The organism is Actinobaculum suis (assembly GCF_900618115.1).
Classification (GTDB): Bacteria; Actinomycetota; Actinomycetes; order Actinomycetales; family Actinomycetaceae; genus Actinobaculum; species Actinobaculum suis.
In genome coordinates this window covers 544,468-567,059 of record NZ_UYIO01000001.1, presented here as the reverse complement: position 1 = coordinate 567,059, position 22,592 = coordinate 544,468, and the positions used below count along the sequence as shown (strand labels likewise).

The 22,592-nt window shown below is 57.1% G+C and carries 20 protein-coding genes and 1 tRNA gene; 6 read left to right on the top strand and 15 right to left on the bottom strand.

Annotated features, from left to right (window positions below):
* Positions 1-31: 31 nt before the first annotated feature.
* Genes H8274_RS02295 through H8274_RS02275 form a run of 5 tightly spaced genes read left to right on the top strand, consistent with a single transcriptional unit; the run spans position 32 to position 4,376 of the window.
* Positions 32-1,126 (top strand): relaxase/mobilization nuclease domain-containing protein, encoded by a 1,095-nt coding sequence (locus tag H8274_RS02295; protein ID WP_185933725.1) that lies wholly within the window; start codon positions 32-34, stop codon positions 1,124-1,126.
* Positions 1,123-1,818, top strand: coding sequence for a PcfB family protein (locus H8274_RS02290; protein WP_185933724.1), 696 nt, complete (start codon positions 1,123-1,125; stop codon positions 1,816-1,818). The genes H8274_RS02295 and H8274_RS02290 overlap by 4 nt, the downstream gene beginning before the upstream one ends.
* Complete coding sequence (locus H8274_RS02285; protein WP_185933723.1) at positions 1,815-2,138, top strand: hypothetical protein; 324 nt, start codon at positions 1,815-1,817, stop codon at positions 2,136-2,138. Before H8274_RS02290 ends, H8274_RS02285 begins: the two co-directional genes overlap by 4 nt.
* Positions 2,131-2,697, top strand: a complete 567-nt coding sequence (locus H8274_RS02280) for a hypothetical protein (protein ID WP_185933722.1) — start codon at positions 2,131-2,133, stop codon at positions 2,695-2,697. The genes H8274_RS02285 and H8274_RS02280 overlap by 8 nt, the downstream gene beginning before the upstream one ends.
* Positions 2,694-4,376, top strand: a complete 1,683-nt coding sequence (locus tag H8274_RS02275; RefSeq protein ID WP_185933721.1) for a VirD4-like conjugal transfer protein, CD1115 family — start codon at positions 2,694-2,696, stop codon at positions 4,374-4,376. The genes H8274_RS02280 and H8274_RS02275 overlap by 4 nt, the downstream gene beginning before the upstream one ends.
* 15 nt (positions 4,377-4,391) lie before the next feature.
* On the opposite strand, the gene H8274_RS02270 is transcribed toward H8274_RS02275, so the two are convergent.
* The 11 genes from H8274_RS02270 to H8274_RS02220 form a co-directional block, all read right to left on the bottom strand.
* Complete coding sequence (locus H8274_RS02270) at positions 4,392-5,225, bottom strand: VirB6/TrbL-like conjugal transfer protein, CD1112 family (protein WP_185933720.1); 834 nt, start codon at positions 5,223-5,225, stop codon at positions 4,392-4,394.
* The gene (locus H8274_RS02265; RefSeq protein ID WP_185933719.1) at positions 5,226-6,920 is read right to left on the bottom strand and encodes a CHAP domain-containing protein; all 1,695 of its coding nucleotides are present in this window, start codon (positions 6,918-6,920) and stop codon (positions 5,226-5,228) included.
* Entirely contained in the window at positions 6,917-7,918 is a 1,002-nt protein-coding gene (locus tag H8274_RS02260; RefSeq protein WP_185933718.1) for an RCC1 domain-containing protein, read from the bottom strand. Before H8274_RS02260 ends, H8274_RS02265 begins: the two co-directional genes overlap by 4 nt.
* Positions 7,915-10,338, bottom strand: a complete 2,424-nt coding sequence (locus H8274_RS02255) for a VirB4-like conjugal transfer ATPase, CD1110 family (protein ID WP_420807978.1) — start codon at positions 10,336-10,338, stop codon at positions 7,915-7,917. The genes H8274_RS02260 and H8274_RS02255 overlap by 4 nt, the downstream gene beginning before the upstream one ends.
* Positions 10,292-10,681: a PrgI family protein gene (locus H8274_RS02250; protein ID WP_185933716.1), complete on the bottom strand. Its 390-nt coding sequence runs from the start codon at positions 10,679-10,681 to the stop codon at positions 10,292-10,294. Before H8274_RS02250 ends, H8274_RS02255 begins: the two co-directional genes overlap by 47 nt.
* Positions 10,682-10,708: 27 nt before the next feature.
* Positions 10,709-10,912: a hypothetical protein gene (locus H8274_RS02245; RefSeq protein WP_185933715.1), complete on the bottom strand. Its 204-nt coding sequence runs from the start codon at positions 10,910-10,912 to the stop codon at positions 10,709-10,711.
* 3 nt (positions 10,913-10,915) lie between these two features.
* Complete coding sequence (locus H8274_RS02240) at positions 10,916-11,614, bottom strand: hypothetical protein (protein ID WP_185933714.1); 699 nt, start codon at positions 11,612-11,614, stop codon at positions 10,916-10,918.
* Positions 11,605-12,234 (bottom strand): hypothetical protein, encoded by a 630-nt coding sequence (locus tag H8274_RS02235; RefSeq protein ID WP_185933713.1) that lies wholly within the window; start codon positions 12,232-12,234, stop codon positions 11,605-11,607. The genes H8274_RS02240 and H8274_RS02235 overlap by 10 nt, the downstream gene beginning before the upstream one ends.
* Before the next feature lie 14 nt (positions 12,235-12,248).
* Positions 12,249-13,085 carry a hypothetical protein gene (locus tag H8274_RS02230; RefSeq protein WP_185933712.1) on the bottom strand — a complete coding sequence of 279 codons (837 nt, stop codon included), beginning with the start codon at positions 13,083-13,085 and terminating at the stop codon, positions 12,249-12,251.
* A 456-nt stretch (positions 13,086-13,541) separates the two neighbouring features.
* Complete coding sequence (locus H8274_RS02225; protein WP_185933711.1) at positions 13,542-16,676, bottom strand: VaFE repeat-containing surface-anchored protein; 3,135 nt, start codon at positions 16,674-16,676, stop codon at positions 13,542-13,544.
* Between the two features lie 170 nt (positions 16,677-16,846).
* The gene (locus tag H8274_RS02220; protein ID WP_185933710.1) at positions 16,847-18,025 is read right to left on the bottom strand and encodes a hypothetical protein; all 1,179 of its coding nucleotides are present in this window, start codon (positions 18,023-18,025) and stop codon (positions 16,847-16,849) included.
* A 167-nt stretch (positions 18,026-18,192) separates the two neighbouring features.
* On the opposite strand from H8274_RS02220, the gene H8274_RS02215 reads away from it, so the two are divergent.
* Positions 18,193-19,388, top strand: a protein-coding gene (locus H8274_RS02215) for an IS3 family transposase (RefSeq protein WP_185933549.1) whose coding sequence is annotated in 2 segments (ribosomal slippage) — positions 18,193-18,475 and positions 18,475-19,388 — 1,197 coding nt in all. Because the reading frame shifts where the segments join, the coding sequence is not laid out codon by codon here.
* Here H8274_RS02215 and H8274_RS02210 read toward each other — a convergent pair.
* The 4 genes from H8274_RS02210 to H8274_RS02195 all read right to left on the bottom strand — a co-directional run bounded on the left by H8274_RS02210 (position 19,366) and on the right by H8274_RS02195 (position 22,510).
* A complete protein-coding gene (locus H8274_RS02210; protein WP_185933709.1) occupies positions 19,366-20,658 on the bottom strand; it encodes a helix-turn-helix domain-containing protein in 1,293 nt (430 codons plus the stop codon). The genes H8274_RS02215 and H8274_RS02210 overlap by 23 nt on opposite strands.
* Entirely contained in the window at positions 20,655-20,852 is a 198-nt protein-coding gene (locus H8274_RS09975) for a MerR family transcriptional regulator (protein ID WP_420807977.1), read from the bottom strand. The genes H8274_RS02210 and H8274_RS09975 overlap by 4 nt, the downstream gene beginning before the upstream one ends.
* Before the next feature lie 442 nt (positions 20,853-21,294).
* A tRNA-Arg gene (locus H8274_RS02200) sits at positions 21,295-21,366 on the bottom strand.
* Between the two features lie 256 nt (positions 21,367-21,622).
* On the bottom strand, positions 21,623-22,510 hold the full coding sequence (locus tag H8274_RS02195) for a universal stress protein (RefSeq protein WP_065415632.1): 888 nt from the start codon (positions 22,508-22,510) through the stop codon (positions 21,623-21,625).
* Positions 22,511-22,592: the final 82 nt, after the last annotated feature.

The following is a 22,592-nucleotide window of genomic DNA, read 5'->3' as shown; positions in this document are numbered from 1 at the left end:
CCTTTCTCCGGCTGAACGCCGGGGCTAGCCTATGTCCACCAACAGGGGGTCAGGTCCCACCCACCTTGACCGGTCCCACATCCACAACCACATCATGTTTAATCCCGTCAACCGGGTGACGTTGAAAAGGTATCGCATGACGAAAACGCGTGCGGACCTTTTCCGGAAACTATCCAACGATTTAACTGGGCCCCTTGGTTTAGCGGTTACCCGCAAGCCCGAAAAGAAAAAGACGGCGAGCGGGCGCGTGTCCATCGGGGAAATCTATGCCCGGTCCGCTGGACGGTCCAAGCTGCAAACCCTGGCGCGGAAGATCGACCTGGCCATCTACGAAACCTCCACGTGGACCGCGATGGTGGCAACTCTCAAAGAGATGGGAGTATCGGTCACCCAGCGGGGAAAGAATATTGTCTTCCACGACCCGAAACTTCTACGGCGGCCCGTGCGCGGGAGCCGGTTGGGAGTTGCCTTTACGGAAAGTGCGATCATGACCCGCCTGGGCCGCGAAGCCGTCAGCGAGTTCGTCCTCCAGCCCTCACTCATCGAAAAAGTAGATAAGCAGCGGGTCAAAGTTCGCGTACCAGGGGCGAGCCCGCCCACGTTCATGATCGTCTCCAGCGACGCCATAAACTCCCACGGACAAACCTCGCGTATGTTTCTTCCCCAAACACTTCCGGTCACGCTAATCGATAAACGCGGCGCCTACGCGGGCACCTATAACCCTGAAGATCTCTACCAGTGGTTCACGCGCCCCAACCTTGACCCGCTAGCAACTAGCGCGCCGATCGTCACGCGCGGGCTCACCACCCGCCAGCAAGCCTACTATCGGCTCATCGACCGCAAGGTTGAGGCACTACGCGACGACGCCGCGGTAATCAACATCGTCAGCGACTACCGCCTGACGGCCCCCGAAGAAAAACCCGACTTCGTGGCCGCACTGCGCACACGCATCACCGCTCTGCGCACCGAAACTAGCTCTCTTGTCCTTACCCGGCAAAAACTAGCAGACCGAAACGAAAACACGGACGCCATCGACGAAGACCTCGCAACACACGCGCGTGATGCGGCCCGTTTAGAAAAAGCTCTCAAACAGATCAATCCTCCGGAAAGGAAGCACTCACGATGAGCATTATCGGCTCCGAACAATACGCCCAAACCATTACCGCCGAGCTGACCCGGACGGGTGTGAAAGTCTCTGGGATAGCTATCACCGCCAGTTCGAAAATATTCCTACGCGGCCTCAAGCTCGCCGAACACGGCCTGCAAAAACTGCCCGGCGTACCTAAAAAGAACCCGCATGGCAAACTACGCCTACGCACCTTGCAGCATATTTCCGGTGGAGACCTGCACTCCCTGCCCGTCTCCTCTAATCTCATGAACAGTCTTTCCCGAGACCTAAAGAAGCGCGGGATTAATTTCTCAGTGGAGAAAGGCACGGATGGGACAACCTATTTCCACTTCGCAGGCAAAGACATCGACTCGGTACGCCACGCCATCACCCAGGTGGCTGCCCGCGTGGAAAAAACCGCCCACACGCGCGACCAAACCTCACCCGAGAAAACCGACCTCGACCCGGCCACTATCGAAACATCATGGGAAGATGCCCCCACCCAAAAACAAACCCAAACAGTTGCCACGCCGGCCAAGGCGGTACAGGGAGAGGCTAAGAAGAACACGAAAGTCGTGAAAAAAGAAGGCGAGGGGACAGTTACCGCGCAAAAAGTGCGAGAAAACCTCCAAAAACGCATCGAGAAGAAAACCGTGACGATAAAAACACGCACGCCGAAACCGGCGCGTAGTTTGGGGCCGCGGCGATGAAATCAATTATTGCCGTGATTGGCAGAGTGAAAAAATATCCGCGCGAAAGCCGCGCCCAGGCAGACACCTGCCTGTCATTTTCGGTGACCACGACCGGGCCAGACGGTCACGAATTGCGGATAAGCGTGCGCATGACCGGGCCGCGCGCCCGCCACGCCCGCGAGCTTTTCAAAGACTACGTGAACACGCGCGGCAACCTGGACGTGCCCGTCATCGTTTACGGGCACCTCTACCAGCAAGGAAAACTCGATGCTTACGGCATCGAAGCCGAGGTTCTCGCTATCGACACGTTCGAGCAGTGGGTAAAAGACAATGAATAGCTGGATAGTTGTCCTTACTCGCACCAGCCGCGACCAATCGGATACGACGAGCTTGCAGCGCCTTGCGCCCGTCGAAATCGTTGCCCTCGATGAAGGCAAACCCGACCCGTATTTGCGCCGGCTTGGCATGGGCCAAGATGACACTCTCATCTATGCCTCCCCAACGCTTCTCATCGCGCTACAAGGCGGGGCCGGGAAACTTCTCTCCAATATTCTCGCCCAACCAGCAACCCAACTGGCCCCAATCCAGGAAGAAACAACCCAAGGCCCAGAAACCCCGCCCACTCCAAGTTCCCTGCCAGTGAAGAAAACAGCGCCGGCGGTGGTGGAAACAATGCCGGCCGTGGCCGGCATGGCCGCAAGCGACTCGCCAAGTGATGGCGACGTGCCCGGCCCGGCATTCGGAGATGAACAAATTAGTAGTGGCGTGGAGGGCGGGCAGGTTGGTGCCTCCCATATTGATCGGGCTTATATTTTGGCCCGGCTTGCCACGCGTATTAACAACCGGCTTGACCCGACCGGGCAAGCCCACACCACGAAAGAACGCAGCCTTTCATGACCTACCTTCTCTACCTATTTATCGCCCTGCCGTGCTTTTGGGCAGCCAACAAAATCAGTTGGCAGGTACGCACGGACGCGGCCAGTGGCATGAATCCCGGCGAGATCTTCAACCACTGTCTCACCGACCTAACCGAAAACCCGCTCCACATTTCCGGCGAGCCGAGAGATCTCATCGCCGGCGCCCTTGTCGCGATGTGTGTTGTCATGTTGCTTGCTGACAGGACTGCACGCAACCGGCAGCGCCGCCGGGGTGAAGAACACGGGTCAGCAACGTGGGCATCCCGGTCAGATATCCGCCCCTACAAAAACAGGACCACCGCTTCCAATCTTCTTTTCACGCGCACGGAATCCTTATCGCTAGACTCGCGCACAACCCAACGAAATCTCAACGCGTGCATTATTGGCGGTTCCGGGTCAGGTAAAACCCGCTACTACGTTATGCCCAACATTCACCAGGCAAACACGTCCTACGTGATCACTGACCCAAAAGGCGAACTCTACCGAGCAACTAGCGCCTACCTGGAAGAAAACGGCTACCAGGTGCGAGTCCTCAACCTCATTGACTTCGCACGCTCTGACCAATTCAACCCCATGGCCTACTTCAACCCCAACCAGGCCGAAGTAGACTGCACTATTTTGACGGAAAACCTGGTGACGAACACGTCCGGTAAGCGGCCACTGTCCGGTGGGGACTTTTGGGAGAAAGCCGAACGTGCCCTCCTCAACGCTCTCATCTCCTACGTGTATTTCACGCAAACCCCCACCCAGCCGGGCACGCTCATCGACGTCGTCAACCTTCTAGCGGACATGCAAGCCTCAGAGCAAGACGAGGAAAAACAAAGCAAAGTAGACCTTATCTTCGACGCGGTCAAAGACCTCCTGGAAGAATACGACGACTATCCTCCCGAAAAAATCACCAGCGACGCCCGCACCATGCTGGGCGGGCTACGGTTCGCCCACTCGCAATACAACACGTATCTGCAAGGAGCGGGGGAAACGAAAAAATCGGTCATCATCTCCCTCGGGGTGCGCATGGCACCCCTCCACATGGCACAAATACGCCACCTTCTCGCACAAGACACGATCCGCCTGGACTTGCTAGGCAAGGAAAAGACCGCGCTCTACTTGATCATTCCCGACACGCACGCAACCTTTAACTTCCTCGCAGCGATCTTCTACGAACAATTATTTGAGACCAATCTTTATATTGCTGACCACAACGACAACGGGCGCCTCGACGTCATGGTCCAATGTTTCATGGACGAATTCGCGAATATTGGTAAACTCCCTTCCTTTGAACGAAAAATCGCGGTCATGCGGTCCCGTGGTATTTCCGTATCCGTCATTATCCAGAACTTCGCGCAAGGAAAATCCCTGTACAAAGACGACTGGGAAACCATCATCGGCAACTGCGACTCACTCTTATTTTTAGGCGGGCAAGAAAAATCGACGACGGACTATGTTTCCAAAATGCTTGGCAAACAAACGATTATCGGCACGGACACATCCCTATCGAAGGGCAGGTCCGGTTCCTTCTCCCGTTCTGACCGCCTCCTTGGCCGAGAGCTTTTAACCGGGGACGAGGTGGGGCGCCTGCCCACCGATAAGTGCATCTATATTTTGCGTGGAGTTCGTCCCTTCCTTTCCCGCAAACTCCACGCCCCCACATTCTCCTAACCCGCGACACGGGGATTAGCCGTCACCGAGCATGGACCGAGCGAGACGCCCCGACCCGAAGAGCAGATACATGAAGACGACGGGGCCACCGATAAGCGCCCCGAAATTCTTCGTCAATTCCGAGAGCAGGTTATCCCCGGTCAATCCTGCCAGATCGATACCGGAGAATTGGAAGGAAGAATAGACGGCAATAATGATCACAATCATCACGCCGTGCAACACCACGCCCCCGTATCGTTTCAGGAAACCGATGGCGATTGACTTAGTGTCCGGATTCCCCAGGAAAGCCATGGGCAGCGTGGCGGCCGCCGAAAGCACGTAGAGTTCCGCAAAGCGGATAAACACGACGATTTTAACGGCGATTGATCCGACGGCCGCAAGCAGCCAGGGAATGAAGAGGACGAGCATGAGCCCGGCCTTATCCATCATGGAGGTGTCCTCCACCGCCTGGCGCAAAGATTCTGGGAGTTGTTGGTCTGTAACGGCTGGGGTGAGGTCCGATGTGGCCCCAATAATCGCATCCCCCGCGCCGTTCATCGCCGCCAAAATCAGGTCAGTATGTTGAATAGCAATAATCAGCAGGGCCGACTTGACCAAGGCCACGCACACCACTTGCGTTGCCGCTTTTTGTTCACCGGTATAGCGGATACTGATTCTGGCCAGCTCTAAAACCAAAATGATACCCACGATCACTGCCGCCACCGGTTTAACTGCAGCCGTATTAACGTTTTGCGCGAAATGGTAGGCAGATTCGTTGTATTCGATAATCGAGGTGCGCAAGGATTGCGCCCCGGAAGCAAAAGACCCTGCGAAAATCGACTCCAGCATGGAGATAATAATGTCACCCATCTATTTGCCTCCCACGCGAACGACCATCGGCTCAACTGCCTCGGTCTTTGAATACCAACTCAGCGCCCGCACGCCCACACCACCAGCAGGGATAGCGTCAATTACTTGCCCGTTACCCGCATAGATCGCCACGTGTGTCAAGTTGTCGTACGCTTTTGACACGCCCACTTCTTGGAAAAATACGATGTCGCCTGGTTGCGCCTGTGCTAAAGGCACGTATGTACCCCCATACGAGGGGGCAAGCGAATACATCGCATATTCACATTTCGATGTGGCCCACCCGTTACCGGGCACGCTCATCGGCAGCTGGATGCCAGCCCCATACAAGAACGCGTCTTTGACCAGCCCGCAACAATCGAAATGGCCAGGCGGGGACCCGCCCCCATAGGGGGTGCCGATATTTGATGCGGCCCGGGCAAGAACCCCACTCGCAATCCCAGACCCTGCAGCCTCGACCCGGCCTTGCAAGGCCGGGTTGCGTTTAATGACCAGTGCCCCCGAATCCATGAGCTTGCGTGCTTGGGCGTTGTCTAGAGTCTCCACATAATATTTGGCGAGCCCATAGTTTTCGGTCACAATATCGCCCCGTTCATTCACGGTGGCCACATAGGCCACATGGCCGAACGGGGAATCATGGCCAAACGCGCCCGTCTCGAAGGAAACAATATCCCCTTGCCGGGCATCTTCCGGTCGCGTGACCGTAGTCCAGCCGGGCAGGTTACCCGGCTTACCCCACTGGCGGCCATTACCACCCAGCGGGGTCAGGTCCATGCGCGTGTACACCCAGTGGTCAACCGTGCCGCCCATATCCCGGTTCACACGCCAAAACACGAAATCCGTGCAATTGCCGTAATAGTAGTTCGTATGTGGGTTGACTGTGTTATAAGCAGGAAGGGCATTACCATCACCCCCGCGCACCAAGCTGGCCCACGGGTAGTCATCCCCCATCGAAAAACCGAGAGTCCTGGGAGAAACATCGTCGAAAAAGTTCGCCACCCACGAAGGAATAAACGACACCACCACCACGATTGGGATAGCGAAAAGCGCGGCCAAGGCCAGCCAAGGCACGGCCAGTTTCGCGGCCACACCAGCCGCGAAACTCGCCAACCGGCGCGCCACCACCTGGGCCAAGCGCGCCGCCATCTGGCCAGCCGCACGCACTCCCTGCGCGCTTTGCCGGCCAGCCACGTGCATCGTTTGCCGGCCAGCCGCGCCCGCCCCGCGAAGCCGGCCTCCAACCATGCCCGCGACCCGCGCCCCGCCCAGGCTCTCGCGAACCGCTACACCAGCAGTCTCCCGGGAAGCTACACCGGCAGCGCGGAAGGCGCCCACGGCCCGGCCACCTGCCCGGACCCCGAGCCGGTGGCCGCCAATGCCGGCCCGCCGGCGAAGGTCAGGAAGGCGGCGGGTCAGGAAGCTCGAAGCTTTTCCTTTGGTCATTTCTTCGATTGTTTGCCCCGCGTCCTCGCTGTGAGCAGCCTGGGATACGTTGCGAAGGCCCACGCCCGCAATCTTCGTGCCTGCACCTAACCGGCGTACGCCCACGCGCGCGTGGCCGGGCCGTCCGGCAACGACCAGTTTCCTTTCTTCCCGGCCAGTCTCCCCTAAAATTGTGCGGCCACGGGTGAGAGGCACCGAGGCACGCAAGTGTGGTTTGACAAGGGGTTCATCGCCATAACGGCGAAACCTGCTCACTGGGCCTCCCCCATCACGGTAGGCCCAACAATCGCCGGCCCGCCCGCGAGCAACCGGCCTGAATCATTCGACCCCCAACACACAACCTGGCCAGCATCGTCTACCGCGCACGTGGCGAACCGCAACGAATACACTTTTTGTGCCGGGCCGGGGCCGATGTCAACAAGCGTTTGTCCCTGGGCTATCTGACCTTGCGTGCCGCTACCAAGCTCACCATGCCAATCCGAACCCCAACACACAACCTGGCCGGCAGCGTCGATAATGCACGTGTGGATCTCACCGGCCGCCACGTCACTAACCTGGCTACCACTATTAAGATTGACCAGGGTAGGAGGCACCACCTGTTCGATGCTTTGCGCGGCTTGCATCCACCGGTTATCACCCCAACACAGCAAACGGCCACCTTCAACCAGCGCGCACGCGTGATTCTTCCCAGCTACCAGTTCCTCCACGTTCCCGCCCACGTCAAACACGTGTTTACCAGCCGGACCGCTATGACCGGCCCCCAACTGGCCAAAATCGTTCGCGCCCACGCACTCAACCACCGAACTCCCATCTGAACGACAGAAAAAACCATCCCCATACGCCACGGACGCTGTCAATTGCGACGCCGGAGTTACGCTTGCCTCCACGCTTGATGCTTGCACATTGTCACCGCGTATTTTTAGGAACGTGGTAATACCCGCAGCACCCCCGAAAACAGCCGCCACAACAACCAAGACGGCAGTCACCATCGTGCGTACTTTTCCGGTACGGCGCCTAACCGGCTTGGCCGGCTTGCTTGTGTTTTCCTCCTCCATACCCGCCGGAACGGGTATTTCGGTTGGTTCTGGGACGGGTATGCGAGTACCTGTTGCTTTCACGTAGTCCGTCCAGGCTTGCAGCTGTGGCCACGTGGACGGGTGGGTGCGCAATTCGTCCAGGAGTTCTTCGGTGAGCGGGTATTCGGAGGCGATGACCCGCAAATTTTCCGGAGTTAAATCGTGATCGAGTATCATTCCTGCCCGCCCATTTCTTCAAACCTTGTCGAGAAAACTTTGAATATGCGCGAATTCGGATCCATCGAATTATCGAAGGGCACGGTTGCGTCCCCAATCCTCATCAACCCGCACCCGGGCGTCACATTGACGAAATAGCCACGCTGCTGGGCCGAAAGCCTCAACAATTCAGTCAGTGCGTCCGCGTCCGTGGACTGCTGATTGAGAAGGAACAACCCGTCAGAGTTGGAGAGCATAAGCCGGGCCCGCTCATTCCCCAAAAGCTCTTCAATATTTTGGGTAATACCCGTAGCTGCCGCCCCGTATTTACGCACGCGTTTGAAAAGACTTTGACAATACGCAGCCGCATAGTCATTACCAAACAACAAGTGGAACTCGTCAATATACAGCCAGGTGCGGACGCCCTTCGCCTTATTGCGCTTAATACGCGTCCACACTTCCTCCAAAACGACCATCATCCCGAACGTCTGCAAATCCTGCCCAAGGTCGGCAATATCGAAAACGATGACCCGGGAACTCAAATCCACGTTCGTTGCTTGCGCGAACGCCGAGGCAGACCCGCGAGCATACAGCTCCAGGGCGGTAGCCACTTCGGTAGCCTCTTTCTCCGGTTGCTCGCGCAAAATACTGTACAAAGACGCCAACGTCGGAGCCGACGCCCCCGGCGTATTCCAATACTCCCTATACAAGGTTTGCGCACACCGGTCAATCACGGACCGCTTCTCAGCTGACAGGCCCTCAGTGCCACCAATGAGAACCTCGACCAAGGCCAGGACAAACGAACACTTATCCCGCACCGGGTCAGATTCACTGTCCCGTACGTCCTTCGCCAAGTCGAGGGCGTTGATTGTGTCCGAAGACCCAGCAGAAATAACCACCCGTTGAGCCTGTAGCTCGTCAGCCAAAGGCACGTATTCGCGTTCTGGGTCAATAATGAGAATCTCATCGTGGGGACGGCGCAAAAAAGTTTGCTCCATCTCGAACTTCGCGAACTGGGATTTACCCGACCCTGAGGTGCCCAAAATGAAGGAATTGGCGTTCATTGTGCAGGTCCGGTCCGCAATAATCAAGTTCTTCGATAAGGCGTTGATCCCGTAGAAATTACCCGTATCGTGCATGATTTCCTGCGTCGTAAACGGGATCATGACCGCCGCGATCGCCGTCGTAATATTGCGTTTGACCGGGATCTTGCACACGCCGAGCGGCAAAATCGCGTTCAGCCCTTCCAGCTGCATGTATTTCAGTACTTCCAGTTGGCATGAGTTCTTACTCGCCACCCGTAGTACGCGTTTACTGGCTTCCTCCAAAGCCTCACTATCATCCCCAGCCACGCCCACCACGATCGTCGCCTCGAAAAGCTTTTCGTTGGACTGTTCGAGCCGGTCACGTAGCGCAACGGCCTCATCGTAAGCATTCTGCAATTCGTGGGGAATGAAATCATACGTCAAGTTTTGTTTTGCCAGCTTGCGTAGTTCGGTCGTCCGCTGCATATCCATCGACGCGATCTGCCGCTTAACCTTCAGCAGCCCGTCCGATTGATCGAGCGGATCCAAGTGCAGCGAAACCGTCAAATCCGCGGGAATCTCCGAGAGCTCTTTCAACAGCCGGTCGCTCATCCACGGCGGGAGCTTGCGCAAAACAAACGTACGCCAAAAACCGGACCGGGACCCGGACAGTTCCACCCGGTCAGCGCGCGAACGGTGGTCAAGCGACCACGGCGCGCACGCATCCTTCGTCGTCGCGTTTTGCCCCAGCAAGTCCTTATAGTCAAAATCGGGTACCAGGCCCGGGCGTAGCATGTGCTGCAAAATCCGCACCCGTTCACGCCCGCCAAGCTGATAGGCCTTACACCCACCAACCTCACGCAACAAGGCCGCGTCTTCCGCCGCGATACGCCACAACATCGTTTTCGCTTCATCAACCGACTCAGCCTCCACAGACACGGTCAAAAACTTGTCTGTCACCGTGTTATTGCGTCCTGTTTCCAACCGGGCAGAAATCAAGTCGTTATACTCGCGCCGCGCCTGATCCCAACCATCCCCACGCGGGGAAATCGCCACATCCCGGATCAACCGGTCCTTATCCAAAACCCGGTTAATGATCGTGATCTGCACATGCTGACCTGCCAAATGCCCGTTCAAGAACGCTGCATACTTCTCTACGATGTTTTCTTGCACCTCGCCAGGCACCAACTGGTAATCCACATCGGACATGCGCAACGTAATCGAATAACGCTTACCACCCAGGTAGCACAAACCCGACTCGGCCATTGCCTCATAACTAATCGCCGCCTGCGTGCTTTTATTGGCCCGCCGCGCCCGCCCCTGACGGCCCTGACGGGTATTCTCGCTAACGCTGTGTGTTGCGCGCGGGCTAGTTGCCCCGCTCGAATGCCGCGATGGCTTTTCTGCTTCGGCCAACCGGCGGCTTTTCCTTACCCCTACTCGTGATGTCATCATGACCACCTATTTCGCAATAAACCAATGGAGAACGGTTTTGGCGGTGTGCCCACCAGAAACCCACATACTGCTCAAAAGGAATGCCCATCGGCCTTACCCACCCGAGAGCACCCGCCGGAATAGCAAGAAGGGCCACGATAATGACGCCCACATCGTCCGACCCGAGCTTGAAGGAAACCCAATAGGCACCCGCCAACACAGGCAAAGCCACGGCCACCACCAAAAGCTGACGCCAGGACATGCCCGCCACCACTTTCGCCTGATACGACGTGAACTCTTTAAAAACTCTGACTTCGAGCGCCATTACCGCCCTACCCTTCTTGTTTCACCCTTACAGGGCAATCCGGGCAAACATTCCGGCCATAGCCACGATCATCGCGCCACCAATAATCTGCCAAATCGCCTGCTGTTTAGCCGCACCGTTCTGATCACGCTGGGCAAGCCAGAACTCGATGCCTCCCCACAGCGCCCACATACTCCCACCAATCGTGGCAGCCTTGGTAATAAACTCCAGAACGCTTTGTAGAATGTCCATCCACTACGCCTTTCTCCGCGCTACGGTCAGCAATACCCCACCTGCACCGCAAGAAACCAAACCAGCGAGCACCAGCGCCTGCCCGGCCATACCCGTATAGGCCAGTTCGCTCTGGCCTGCCACAAGCTGCTTACCAGCCGGTGCAGACACCGCCAAACGGTCCCCGCGCGTGCTGTTTGCAGCCGTTTGACGGTTAGCCTTCGCCACGTTTTCCAGCGAGGTCGAAAGTCCCGCCAAAACGTGCTTTCCAGGCGCCGGCGCGGGTGCGCCAGAGCCCGGGCCGGGCACCGGCCCAGGCTCAACCTTCGGCCCAGGAACCTCAACCGGAGAAGGCGCCGGCGGGACTACCACCGAAGGCACCGAGCTCACAGGCGCGGGCGCCGGCGCCGGATCAGTGGCCGGGCCCGGCTCCACCGAAGGCGCCGGAGTAGTGGGGACGGGCGCCGGATCAGTGACCGGGGCCGGCTCCACCGAAGGTGCCGGAGTAGTGGGGACGGGCGCCGGATCAGTGACCGGGGAAGGAACCGGATCGGTATCCCCGCCCGTGTATTCTGCCGGCGTTTTCGGGTCACCGGTTGGTTGTGTGGTTGCCACGGGCGCCGGGTCCTCAGCTGCAGCTACTACCGCAATCCCGCCTGCAAAGCTTGCCGCAAGGCTTGTCAGTGCCACGCCCACAGCGGTTACTTTCACCCTCATTGACATTCTTTCTTTCCTTCCCCGTTGGTAGGTTTGTGCGGTGTTCTTTCTTTCCCGCACGTTTTAACATCCGGCCTTGCTCCTGTGAAGGGAGATTCACCGCCGTTACCAGCAATGACGGGAGCAAGACCGGAAACCTTGCTCGAGGCAATCCCGCCCGGAACTGCCTCCCTCCCAAAAACACTCTCTTGCTTTAAAACGCCCGCCTGGCTATCAGCTTCGGTTTGTGGAGGGGCGGCGGGTGGCTGCGGGTGAGATGTACAGGCCAAGGCGTGGCCATCGTTTTCTTCTAACCCCAAACACTCGGTCACCTGGCCAGCCGCCTGGACCGGTGTCAACGGCATATCCGAAACCACGGTTACGTCGCGTATTTTCCCGTCAACGTGCACGGTAAAACGGAAACGCAGACCCCGTGCCTCCAATTCGGCCAGTGCTTTTCGGGTTGCCGCCTCACCCAGTCCGCGCCCCGCCAAGCGGCGATACCCGACCGGCATCCCGACCGGCATGGAAAGGCATGTCAGCGCCAAACCCAAAGCCGCATACGACAATCCGCTGTCATGAATCAGCCAGTTCGGTACTGCTGTTAGGCCCCGATGGGCCACTACGCACTCTCGACGCTTCATCATCAGTCACTGCCCTTTCACTGTGCGTTTTGGTCTCGATCAAACAAGCCCTGCGTGTCCGTAGCCGTGCGCTTGGCTGAAAGGTCCAACGTCAACCCCGAAACCTCGCCCGAAAGGCCAGCCAGGCCGGTGCGCAAGTGTTGTGCCTCCTCGTAATCAATCTGGGTAAACCTTTCCTGCGCACTACTCAAAGCTGCGTCCAACTCGCTAGTTTTCGTGGCCAACTCCTTCGTAACCCCCAGGCCCGGGAACGCCGCATCACTCGCCTCAATCTCGCTTCGCGCCCTAACCGCCACCTCAGACGCCTCCCTCATCACCGGCTGCAACTTCGATTTCTTGTATGCGCTTTGCGCCCCGTCAATCACGGCCTGGGCTTTACCAACCCGGTCCGCTAGCGCCTCGGTCAAACCTGCAAGATTCTCTCGCGCCTGGCCGACCCTTTGCGTCGCCGCCTCAATATCGGTGACCGGGCTTGACTCCATATCCAGGTCAAACCGCACCACGCTCATATCCGTCGAATAATCCGAAATCGCGGACGCAATCTGTGCAGCACTCTCACAACTTCCCTGACGCGGCGCGTCAGCCAATCCGCGGCACAACTCGATCACACCGCCCGCATCTTTCGCACGGGCGTGCGCGCTATCAACATCGGCCGCAAAACCGGCAACCGCCACCTGATATGCCTCAACCGCGGCCTGTCTTTCTGCCCGGTCACGTACCACGCCCACAAGCCACACGGCGCCCACCGCAACCACACACACCACAACTGCAACAACAATCCACCCACGTACCGATACCTGGCGTATCCGCTCAAAAATCTTCACGATCCCCTCCACTCCTTCCAATCCCAGCAAAACTCGCCTATTTTCGTTTCCCACCCCGCCAGTGCCTGGAGGAATGTTTTGTTCAAGGTCGTGGCTTACGTGGTGGGCCCAGCATGTGAACATTTGCAAGGAGGGGCCACACACTAGGCCCACCACCTGCCCGCACAACCGGCACTAACAGGGGCAAATCTTTTAGCTCTCATCAGCTATTAAGGAGGAAAAGGGGCAGACCAGACCGGCCGGTGGGTGTGTTGGCATTACCCGGCCAATAAATGACTGGCCTGCCCCTCTCCTCAATTTGTGGTCTTTCTAGATGTTTGGCACGCCCTGTGAGGTAAGAAAACACAAGGGGTAAGCGGCGAGGTCCGCTATCATGTTTTCTTCATTTTCAAGGCGGCTAAGACGACGGACGGCGCACACCCGGAAAAGACCACGATTCACAAACACGCGCATACCGCCACACCCGCTTCTACCTAAACGGTTTTTCTAAGCTAGCTCGCGCTTCCGACGCAAATAGACGAGAACCCCGCCAAGCCCAACACCGGCCATAGCCAGGACTGCAAGCCCCGCCACTTTCGCGCCACTATGAGCAAGCCCGCGCGCTGCAGAACCCCGACCCGCATCCGGTACCGGAAGCTTGCCGACCTCTACGGTTTGGGCCTCATCTTCCAAATCGTGGTGTACCGTGAGCAGCTGGCCATCATGGGACACGTCCTCGAACACAACCACTTTCTGACCAGCAAGATTGCTTGCGTCAAACTCCATCGTCACCGTCGCGCAGTCCCCAACCTTTTCAGGAACGAACGTGGTATCAACCATGACCCGCTTACCGGTCTGGTCCACCACGTCTTCACCCGAAGAAGTCTTCAACGTCGTGCGAATCTGGTACTCCCGGCCCGCAACAAAATTGGTAGCCGAATCATCTGCTACACAAACCTGGTCCACAATCTTCGCACCCGGCCCGGCAGCAACCACCTTCGAACCATCCGCAGCATTCGCAGCGCTCGTCTTCAAACGCGGCGCAAACGAAACCGTTTGCCCCTCATCTTCCAAATCCGCATGAACCGCTACCTGCTCGCCATTCTCACGCAACTCTTCAAAAGCAACCGTCTGCTTACCCGCATACAAGCTCGCATCCACCTTGAACACGACCTCTGTACACCCATTAGCACTCTCCGGTGTAATCTCAACCTTTGAAGTAACCGGCTTACCAGACTCATCTTCCAAAGCCTTACCCGTGGCCTTATCCATGAGCTTGCCAACAACCTCGTAAGTCTTACCCGGCTCAACACTCGTGTAGCACACTCGGTCCACAAGCTCGATCTGACCAACCGCAGGAACCTCATCGTGACGGCCCTCATACATCAGAGTTGTCCCTAACGACGGTACCGCCTTGACCGTGAACTGTTCCTTAGTATCTTCCACCGAAGTAGTCACCGGAGCTACCCGATCATCACCAGCAAACGAAGAAACAAACACGTACGTGCCAGGCACGTTCTCACCCGCATCATTCTTCTTCATCAACCACGATGGATCCCCGACCGAGGCATAAAACCCGTTCTTAGCATCCAGCTCAACCGTTACACCGATCTTTTCGGCCTTATCCCGGTTAGCCTCCACAACATCCAACCCCTGCGGGAAGAACAAAACTTCATGGCTAATCTTCACCGCATCAGCCGCGAACCCGGCCCCACCCGGAAAATCGCCATGATTAGACGGCATACCCGAAACCCACACATCATCAACCAGGTAAGTACCAGACTTCGTATCCCGAATTGACAACGCCGAATCAATATTGGCCGCGTACCGCACAGAAGTTGTCTCATCAGCCAACCCATAATGGTCAGCCCAACCCGTCTCAATCCACTGGATAACAGCCGGATCCTGGTCTTCGGGCTTAACTTCCCAAACCCAGGTCACAAACCCAGCAGGTGCTGGCTTATCCAAGCTAACCGAAAGCTCTTCTCCCGGCCCCTTAGCCGTAACCGTCACCGACCCCAGCAACTTCGCATCCGCTGGCACAACCTCACCAGTAACCGGCAAAACCTCACCAGTCAAATACGCGCTAGCCCGATAAGTCACCGGAACATAATCACCCTCGTCGAATGAACCATCACCCTCAACCAGGCGCGTCCACTCACCATCCCGGAACGCCGGATCAGCATTAGCCACGAAAGTATCAGTAGGAACCTCGCCCGCCTCAATCACCTTCGCACTACCAACATTCGACACCCCGATAGGCCGGAAAGTGAAATTCTCTTTCGTTGTCTCATCAGCCAGCCCATAATGGTCAGCCCAATTATCGTGAACGTACTTAGCGTTATCGCCCTGTTTGGCCTTATCCACAGACCACACCCAGGTAACCCAACCACGCTCTTGCAGATCCAGCTCCGCAGTAAGGTCCTGACCCTCACCACTAGCAACCACATCCACCGAGCCGACCTTCACCGCACCAGCAGGAACCGTATCCGTCTCTACCGGTTTCGTACGCGACAAATAAGCCGTAGCCGTATAAGTCACAGGCACTGGCTGACCATCCACCACGGTCCAAGTACCATCCCCATAAGACTTATCAACCCCGGTCCTGAAATCATCACGCACCTTCGAGTCCGTATTAACTTCCACCACACGAGCCTTAGAAACACCCACCGGCTGGAAATCAAAAATCACCCGAAACTCGCGCGGACCAGGCGAAACCTCTTCAGGGTCAGAAGCAGGCCTATTCCCATAAGACAACATGTCCTGAATAGCCCCATTAGCCGCAAACCGCGTCAACGTACGACGTGCAGGGGACTTGTAACTAACTTGGGAACTAACCACACCGTTTCCGTTTGCGGACCAATTAAGCGTAATAGGTTCCGCACCCGTTGTACCCGACCAAGTATTAGTACCAGTCGCATCAAAAACCGCCGGCCCCGATAACGTGACTGTGACCGGGATACCAGGGACCCATACTCCAGAATTTTCTGGGTGTACACCAATATTGTGGATGTTGCCGGTGCGTTGTCCGTCGCCGTCTACATTGCCAGCTTCGTAACCAACAGCTGCAGAAGCACGAGCCTCAGCAACATATTGCTGAGCGCGGGCCTCAACCGCGGGCTGCTGGGAGCGTACCGCGTTCACCAGCACTGCAACCGTATTAGCCGCATCGCCCGGGGTCTTGTAATCCTGCTCGAAATTCACATGCATGAGATACGACAAGGCCGCCAAATTAACATTGTCGTCCTTATTACGCTCATACTTTTGCAACAACCACGCCGCCTGCGGAGTCTCCAACGCCAACTCAGCCGGCCCCAGCTTACGAGAATCCGTAAGCGTTGCAATATCCGTCATCTGATTAGGCCCCGGATCAGCATACAAAGCCTGGATACACCAAATCGGGTAAGCCTCAATCACTTCCCCATTAATCTGCGCCGTCTCCACATAATGCGGCCCTAACCGCAACGGGCCATACTGATTAACCCCCGTCACGTCGATCCCCCGACCAACCGAGGAATCCCAATCCGCCCGCGAACTAACCGGGCCAAGCATCGACGCAAACAACGTCAATACTGCCAATAAAGCGAGAACAACCCCGCTACGCCGGGAAGTACCACCCCGACGATAAGCCAAATTCGGCATAATTACCCCTTAAGGAGTTGATTTACAATACGAACGCCAACCAAACTGGTTGGAAACAAGAAATCATCTTCTAGGACTGTGCGGCAGCGCCAACTACCGCACAGTCCGCCCTAACTACACAAACGCGTGGACAAACCTCCTAATTTGCTAGTTCCCCAGTTTTTTCACATTTACGGACACGGGACTGCATTTCCCTTAGTGTCCAAAATCCAGCACAAGTTAGGCCCAGTAGATGTGTCTACCCAGCCGCCGCCCAAACTATCGCCTGGATTAGACCAGTAACTCTTTTCAATAGCCTGGTCTCGACTGACACCAGGCGCGGGGGCGGGGGCGGGTGGACGTGCCGGAGCTGGAGCTGGTGCTTTCCGCTCGCTGTTGCCACCACTACGAGCACTCGAGCTACTGCTCTTAGTAGTTTCTTTGTTGACGGAGGGCTGGCTAGTGGCCCTATTGCTACCTGCACTTGCAACGTTCGATGTGCGTGGCTGGTTAGCTGCTGCGGCCGCAGCCGCAGCAGCGGCTTGCTCACTATCGTGGCGCGCCTGCAGGGCCTGGATTAGGCCTGGTAGTTCTTCTTCCCCAGTCTTGATTGTTTCCAGTGCTTGTTCACGCCATTTACTATCCATACCAGACACGTCACCACCGATACTGGTTTGCAGGTCGGTAAGAGATTGCCGTATCTGACCAATCCGGCCCGTCTCATCACTATCAGGATAGGCAGCCACTAACTGATTACCACTACCAGCTACTTCGAGTACGGCACCTAACCGCCCACTAAGCACGTTTTCTGCCCACGCCCGCCGCGCAGTCCCAATACTCTCAGTCCACTGGTCAGCTTGGGTATTCCATTCGCCAGCAAACACGGCCAGGCTATCCGTTAATTCTTCTAACTGTCTCGTTTCATTCTTGACCGTCCTCGTCTTCGCATTGGCAAGGTCCACTTGCTCACGCTGGTGTGCAAGTTCTGGCCCTGGCCCGCACTCCAACCCCAGATCGGAGGCGTCTGCTTGACAGGTTTCCCACACACCCCGAGCGCTCTCCACAGCCCGCCCTGCTTCCAGGTAAGCCTCCTGGTAGACCGGCCAAACCTTCTCATAGGCCTGCCTAACCCGGGTAGCGTTATACGCCGAATACCCCCAATAAGCACCACCGGCCAGACCACCAACAACCAGGGCGGTAATACCCCACACCCACCAACGCCGACGCCTGGCTACCGGCAAATCTTCCGGTCCTGCTGGCGCAGCACCACTTACCCCACCAGCCGGCACGGCCCCTGGCGTGGCCGGGTTTTCCTCGCCTGGCACGGCGCTTTCAACCTCGTCTAGCACCACTGTTTTCGTGTTGTCCATGGATTTCTCACTTCCCCTCGTCTCGTAAGGAAATCCCCAATAAAAACATTCTTCCAGAATATGGTTCTAACTAGCTGCTACCACCCCCGTTCCCGGTGGGACCTGACCCCCTGTTGGTGGACATAGGCTAGCCCCGGCGTTCAGCCGGAGAAAGGTAGTCTTCTACCATGTCCCGTAAAACATATTCCGCGCAGTTCAAGAAAGACGCGGTAGCCGCGTACGAGTCCAGCGAGGCTTCAATGGCGCAGGTTGCTTCTGATCTGGGAATTAATCGTAATTCGCTGCAAAACTGGGTAAACCAGTTTGGCACCGGGGTGCGGGCCAGGCGGCGCAAAGAAGCAGAGGCGGCGCGGGTCTTATCTGAAGCAGAGAGAATCCGACAACTCGAAAAGGAAAACGCGCTTTTGAAAGAAGAACGCGATATTTTGCGCAAGGCGGCGCAGTATTTCGCGAAGGAGATGGGCTTGTGATCCGCTTCAAGTTCATCGAGGACCACCGTACTGAGTTCTCAGTCAAGCGGATGTGTACCGTACTGAAAGTAAGGCGTTCTTCCTATTACAAGTGGGCCGCAAATGCGGCCCGGCGCGAGCAACAGGTATACGCTGACGGGCTGCTAGGGGAGCGAATTCGGATCGCTTTCGAGGCGGAAGGTGGCTTGTATGGTGCTAAACGTATAGCCGCGTTGCTTACTGCGCAGACCCCGGACCAGCCGGTAAATCACAAACGCGTAGCACGGGTGATGAAAGCTCTCGGGTTGGCAGGTTTTACGAAAAAACGTCGTGTTCGCACTACTGTCAGTGATCCACATAAGCGGGTCTTTGATGATCTTCTCGAGCGTGATTTCACCGCGGCCAGGCCTAACGACAAGCTTGTCGGGGACATTACATATCTTCCCCTTGCCGGGCAAAAGAATATGTATCTGGCTACTGTGATTGACTGTTTCTCCCGGAAACTGGTCGGTTTTGCGATTGCAGATCACATGCGTGTTGAACTCGCCCGAGAGGCATTACTGATGGCCGCAGACCAGCGAGGATCCTTGCGTGGAACGATTTTCCATTCTGATCACGGCAGTGTATACACCTCCTCTGTATTTCAAGAAACATGCCGCCAGTTGGGAGTACAACAATCCATGGGAGCTGTAGGCAGTAGTGCCGATAACGCGCTGGCAGAGTCATTTAATGCAACGCTCAAACGAGAAGTTCTCAAAAATGCGAAGGTTTTCCCCAACATGCTCTCCTGCCGCCGGCAGGTCTTTGCGTGGTGTACTCGGTATAACACGAAACGATTGCACACCTGGTGCAATTACCAGGCCCCAGACACCTTCGAAAAACACGCGTCAGCTACACTTGACCTTGCAGCATAAACACCACCCCCATGTCCACTTTCCGGGGGTCGGGCCCGTGTGCTAAAGCCGCGTTAGCACGCAGTTTCTCGCCCAGTTCAGCCCACCCAGCAGGCGGAGCACTAGCCCGCTCACCGGCCGGAACACTCGTGTCCACCAGCGAGTTCGTATGCGACCGGGCCTTACGGGCCGTAGCCGGCACCTCACTGGTGAACTGGCCAACCCGGAAAATCACCAAACCCGCCGGATTCTTCGCATCTTGCGGGAACGGATCCATGTTCAACCGCGTGTGAATCTGAATCGGTTTCCAACCCAAACGCAACGCTTCACGCAACAAACCGCACACCCGGCCCAACGCCGAAGGCGGTAACACCTCACGCAACCGAGAAGGCACACACGCAGCCACCAAGCCCAAATCCACACCCACACCAGCCAGCCCGCCCGCGACCGGCCCACCAGCAGGCCCAGAGCTTGCAACCAAGGCTTGCGAGGTGCCCGGGGACGGGTCTGCCACCACGCGCAAACCCGGCCCATCCTGACCAGGCCCGCCGGGGCCGGCGTCAGCCGCCCCGGCCACCACGTCGTCAGTCCCGCCTTGCAAACTTTCACGCCCGCCAGCCACCAAGCCCGAACGCGAACCTACCCGCCCGGTCTCGTTAGAACCAGTCAACGTATGGCTGGCTGGAGGATCTACATGGGGGTTAACTGATCTTATGGGTACATGTTTTTGCACCTGTGGCAGACGAGAATTTGCACCTGTGGAACCCTCCCCCGTCTCACAGGTGAAACTTTTGCACTTGTGGACTTTCCCGCGTGATTCCGCCACTTCCTCCACAGGTGCAAACTTTGCACTTGTGGAGTTATCCACAGGCAAGTTTTCCACAGGCAAGTTTTCCACAGGCGAGTTATCCACAGGACGGTTTTCCGCAGGTTCAGGTTTACCGGCTGGTGCTTCCAGCTTTGAAGCATCAAAGTCACCGACCTCCATATTCACCCGATAATCAGTACCCGACCGGTGCTTATGAGCACCACGACTAGCACACGAGGGGGCATCAGAATCGCACCACCGATAACGAGGCGTGCGAGTAATAAGCCCCCACTCCTCCAAAGACTTCAAATGAGTCTTCACGGTACGCACCTCACACTCAGAACGATGAGCTATCTCACCCATCGACCGCCACGTCACCTGCTCATCATTCGCAAACTCGCACAACGACAGCAGCACGAGCTTGCAATTAGCACCAATACCACGCACCTGATCCAAAGCCCACGCAGACGCCCGCCAACTCATGACACCACACCCTTCTCACAACGAGCAACCCCACCACCATTAGCAGGCGCAAGAATGCGATCAACCTCCGACTTCGCAATTCGATACTGCCCACCAGGCGTACGAACAGCCGACACCTTGCCCGTGCGGCACCAATTCACAACGGTCCCACGAGAAACCGCAAGCAGTTCAGCCACCTGTCCGCTCGTTAACATCTCAGCCACGCGCCTAACCCTTCTAGTTAGCATTCTCGAATTTCGTCAGTCACGACCCAGCATACACGACCGACGCGATTGATCCAAGCAGCCCGCCTTGACGATTTTTGACAGTTTCGAGTATTCTGAGGTTATGACACAGCAAAGAAATCGTGAATATACCGTTCCCGAATGCATCGGAATAACGGTCAATCAGTACCTATTCATCGAGGGGAAAACGAAAAAAGAGCTGGCAGATCACCTTGGCGTGGCCTCAACCAACGTATCCAAACGCATTCGCGGCACATCCGAGTGGTCTTCTACCGACCTTGTAGCGACGTCAGAGTTTCTCGGAATTCCGGTGTGTGAGCTACTACCAACGCGAAATTTTGCTGGTGACTGGGTTCCAGCACAGTTTGTTCCAGGGAAAGCAAAAACCCCGGAACAGTCAAATGATTTTCAGTGCCCCCGAAAGGATTCGAACCTTCGACCTACCGCTTAGGAGGCGGTCGCTCTTCCCCTGAGCTACGAGGGCAACCCGCTTAGTCTACCGCGCCCCGCATCTAATTCCGAGTGCTTGTTAGCCGCTTCTCGGTTGTCTTAAGGTGCGGGTTTGCGGTAGGGCGAGATTAGATGTTTTGCGGCGCGGAACTTGCGGGCCTGGCAGGCGGCCGGCGCCGTATCCGCGCGCCATGGCCCACGCCATGCCCGGCCCAGCCTCCCGCGGCGCCAAAGTTATGCTGCCGCGGCACCAAAGTTACGCTGCGGCCGGGTTTTCGCCGTCGCTGGGTTTAGAACCCGGCTTCCCAGGGCACGTTCGTATTCGGGGCGTGCACGTTTTCGGCCGCGCGGGCTGGTACTACCACCACGGGAGATTTCGCATTGCGGAGCACGCCTTGCGCCGTCGACCCGAAAATAAACTGCGCCACGCCGCTCCGCCCACGCGTACCGACCACCACGAGGTCTACCGAGGAGGAGAGTTCGCCGAGTAAGCGCGCCGCCGAACCTTCCACGGCGTAGCATTTGACCTCGATTTCTTCCTTGCCCGTCATGATTTCCTGCACAGTTTCTTCCAGCCCCACCCGGGTATCTTCCAGGACTTCCTTAGCTAGTTCGGGGCTCACGAGCATCCCCGCCTGGGATTCCACGTGCACGCTGTTGATGGCGGAAAGTTTGGCGCCCCAGCGGCCGGCCATGCGCACGGCTAGTTCTACTGCGTAGCGGGAGGCGGTGGAGCCGTCTACGCCCACTACGATGTGGCGGATGGGCAGGCGGGTGCTATCGGTGCGCGGTACTACTACGGTGGCGCAGTAGGCACGGGTGGTCACGTAGGCGGCTACCGGTCCGGGTTCAGCACCTCCCGTGGTGTCTGCACCCAAATATCCGACGACGACGCGGGAAGCAATTTTCGACTGTTCAACGAGCACCTCTCCCGCGGAGCCGGCTTCCACATGAACACTTATTTTCAGGCCAGTAGTATCAGTTTTTGCCAGGGCTTCGTGGGCGATTGATTCGGCACCCACGCGGGAAGCTTCTGGATCCGGGCCGGGCTGGTAGCAGGTCACTGCGCGCAGTTCGGCACCGCGATTGCGCGCTACCGCTGCTGCCCACCGCAATGCGGCCAGCGCCGATTCCGATCCATCGACTCCCACGACTACGAGATTTTCGTGCACGTACATGCCGCTATTCTTCCACTTTGCAAAGCTAGCCCCAAATATTAACGCGCCAATATTTTACCGTCCCGAGAATTACCTGGTGATA

Excerpts from the sequence above, each read along its gene's own strand:
- H8274_RS02195 (WP_065415632.1), bottom strand. The coding sequence starts at position 22,510 with ATGTACGTGCACGAAAATCTCGTAGTCGTGGGAGTCGATGGATCGGAA.
- H8274_RS02275 (WP_185933721.1), top strand. The coding sequence starts at position 2,694 with ATGACCTACCTTCTCTACCTATTTATCGCCCTGCCGTGCTTTTGGGCA.
- H8274_RS02250 (WP_185933716.1), bottom strand. The coding sequence starts at position 10,681 with ATGGCGCTCGAAGTCAGAGTTTTTAAAGAGTTCACGTCGTATCAGGCG.
- H8274_RS02295 (WP_185933725.1), top strand. The coding sequence starts at position 32 with ATGTCCACCAACAGGGGGTCAGGTCCCACCCACCTTGACCGGTCCCAC.
- H8274_RS09975 (WP_420807977.1), bottom strand. The coding sequence starts at position 20,852 with ATGTTAACGAGCGGACAGGTGGCTGAACTGCTTGCGGTTTCTCGTGGG.
- H8274_RS02290 (WP_185933724.1), top strand. The coding sequence starts at position 1,123 with ATGAGCATTATCGGCTCCGAACAATACGCCCAAACCATTACCGCCGAG.
- H8274_RS02260 (WP_185933718.1), bottom strand. The coding sequence starts at position 7,918 with ATGATACTCGATCACGATTTAACTCCGGAAAATTTGCGGGTCATCGCC.
- H8274_RS02220 (WP_185933710.1), bottom strand. The coding sequence starts at position 18,025 with ATGGACAACACGAAAACAGTGGTGCTAGACGAGGTTGAAAGCGCCGTG.
- H8274_RS02285 (WP_185933723.1), top strand. The coding sequence starts at position 1,815 with ATGAAATCAATTATTGCCGTGATTGGCAGAGTGAAAAAATATCCGCGC.
- H8274_RS02235 (WP_185933713.1), bottom strand. The coding sequence starts at position 12,234 with ATGATGAAGCGTCGAGAGTGCGTAGTGGCCCATCGGGGCCTAACAGCA.
- H8274_RS02245 (WP_185933715.1), bottom strand. The coding sequence starts at position 10,912 with ATGGACATTCTACAAAGCGTTCTGGAGTTTATTACCAAGGCTGCCACG.
- H8274_RS02240 (WP_185933714.1), bottom strand. The coding sequence starts at position 11,614 with ATGTCAATGAGGGTGAAAGTAACCGCTGTGGGCGTGGCACTGACAAGC.
- H8274_RS02225 (WP_185933711.1), bottom strand. The coding sequence starts at position 16,676 with ATGCCGAATTTGGCTTATCGTCGGGGTGGTACTTCCCGGCGTAGCGGG.
- H8274_RS02280 (WP_185933722.1), top strand. The coding sequence starts at position 2,131 with ATGAATAGCTGGATAGTTGTCCTTACTCGCACCAGCCGCGACCAATCG.
- H8274_RS02210 (WP_185933709.1), bottom strand. The coding sequence starts at position 20,658 with ATGAGTTGGCGGGCGTCTGCGTGGGCTTTGGATCAGGTGCGTGGTATT.
- H8274_RS02270 (WP_185933720.1), bottom strand. The coding sequence starts at position 5,225 with ATGGGTGACATTATTATCTCCATGCTGGAGTCGATTTTCGCAGGGTCT.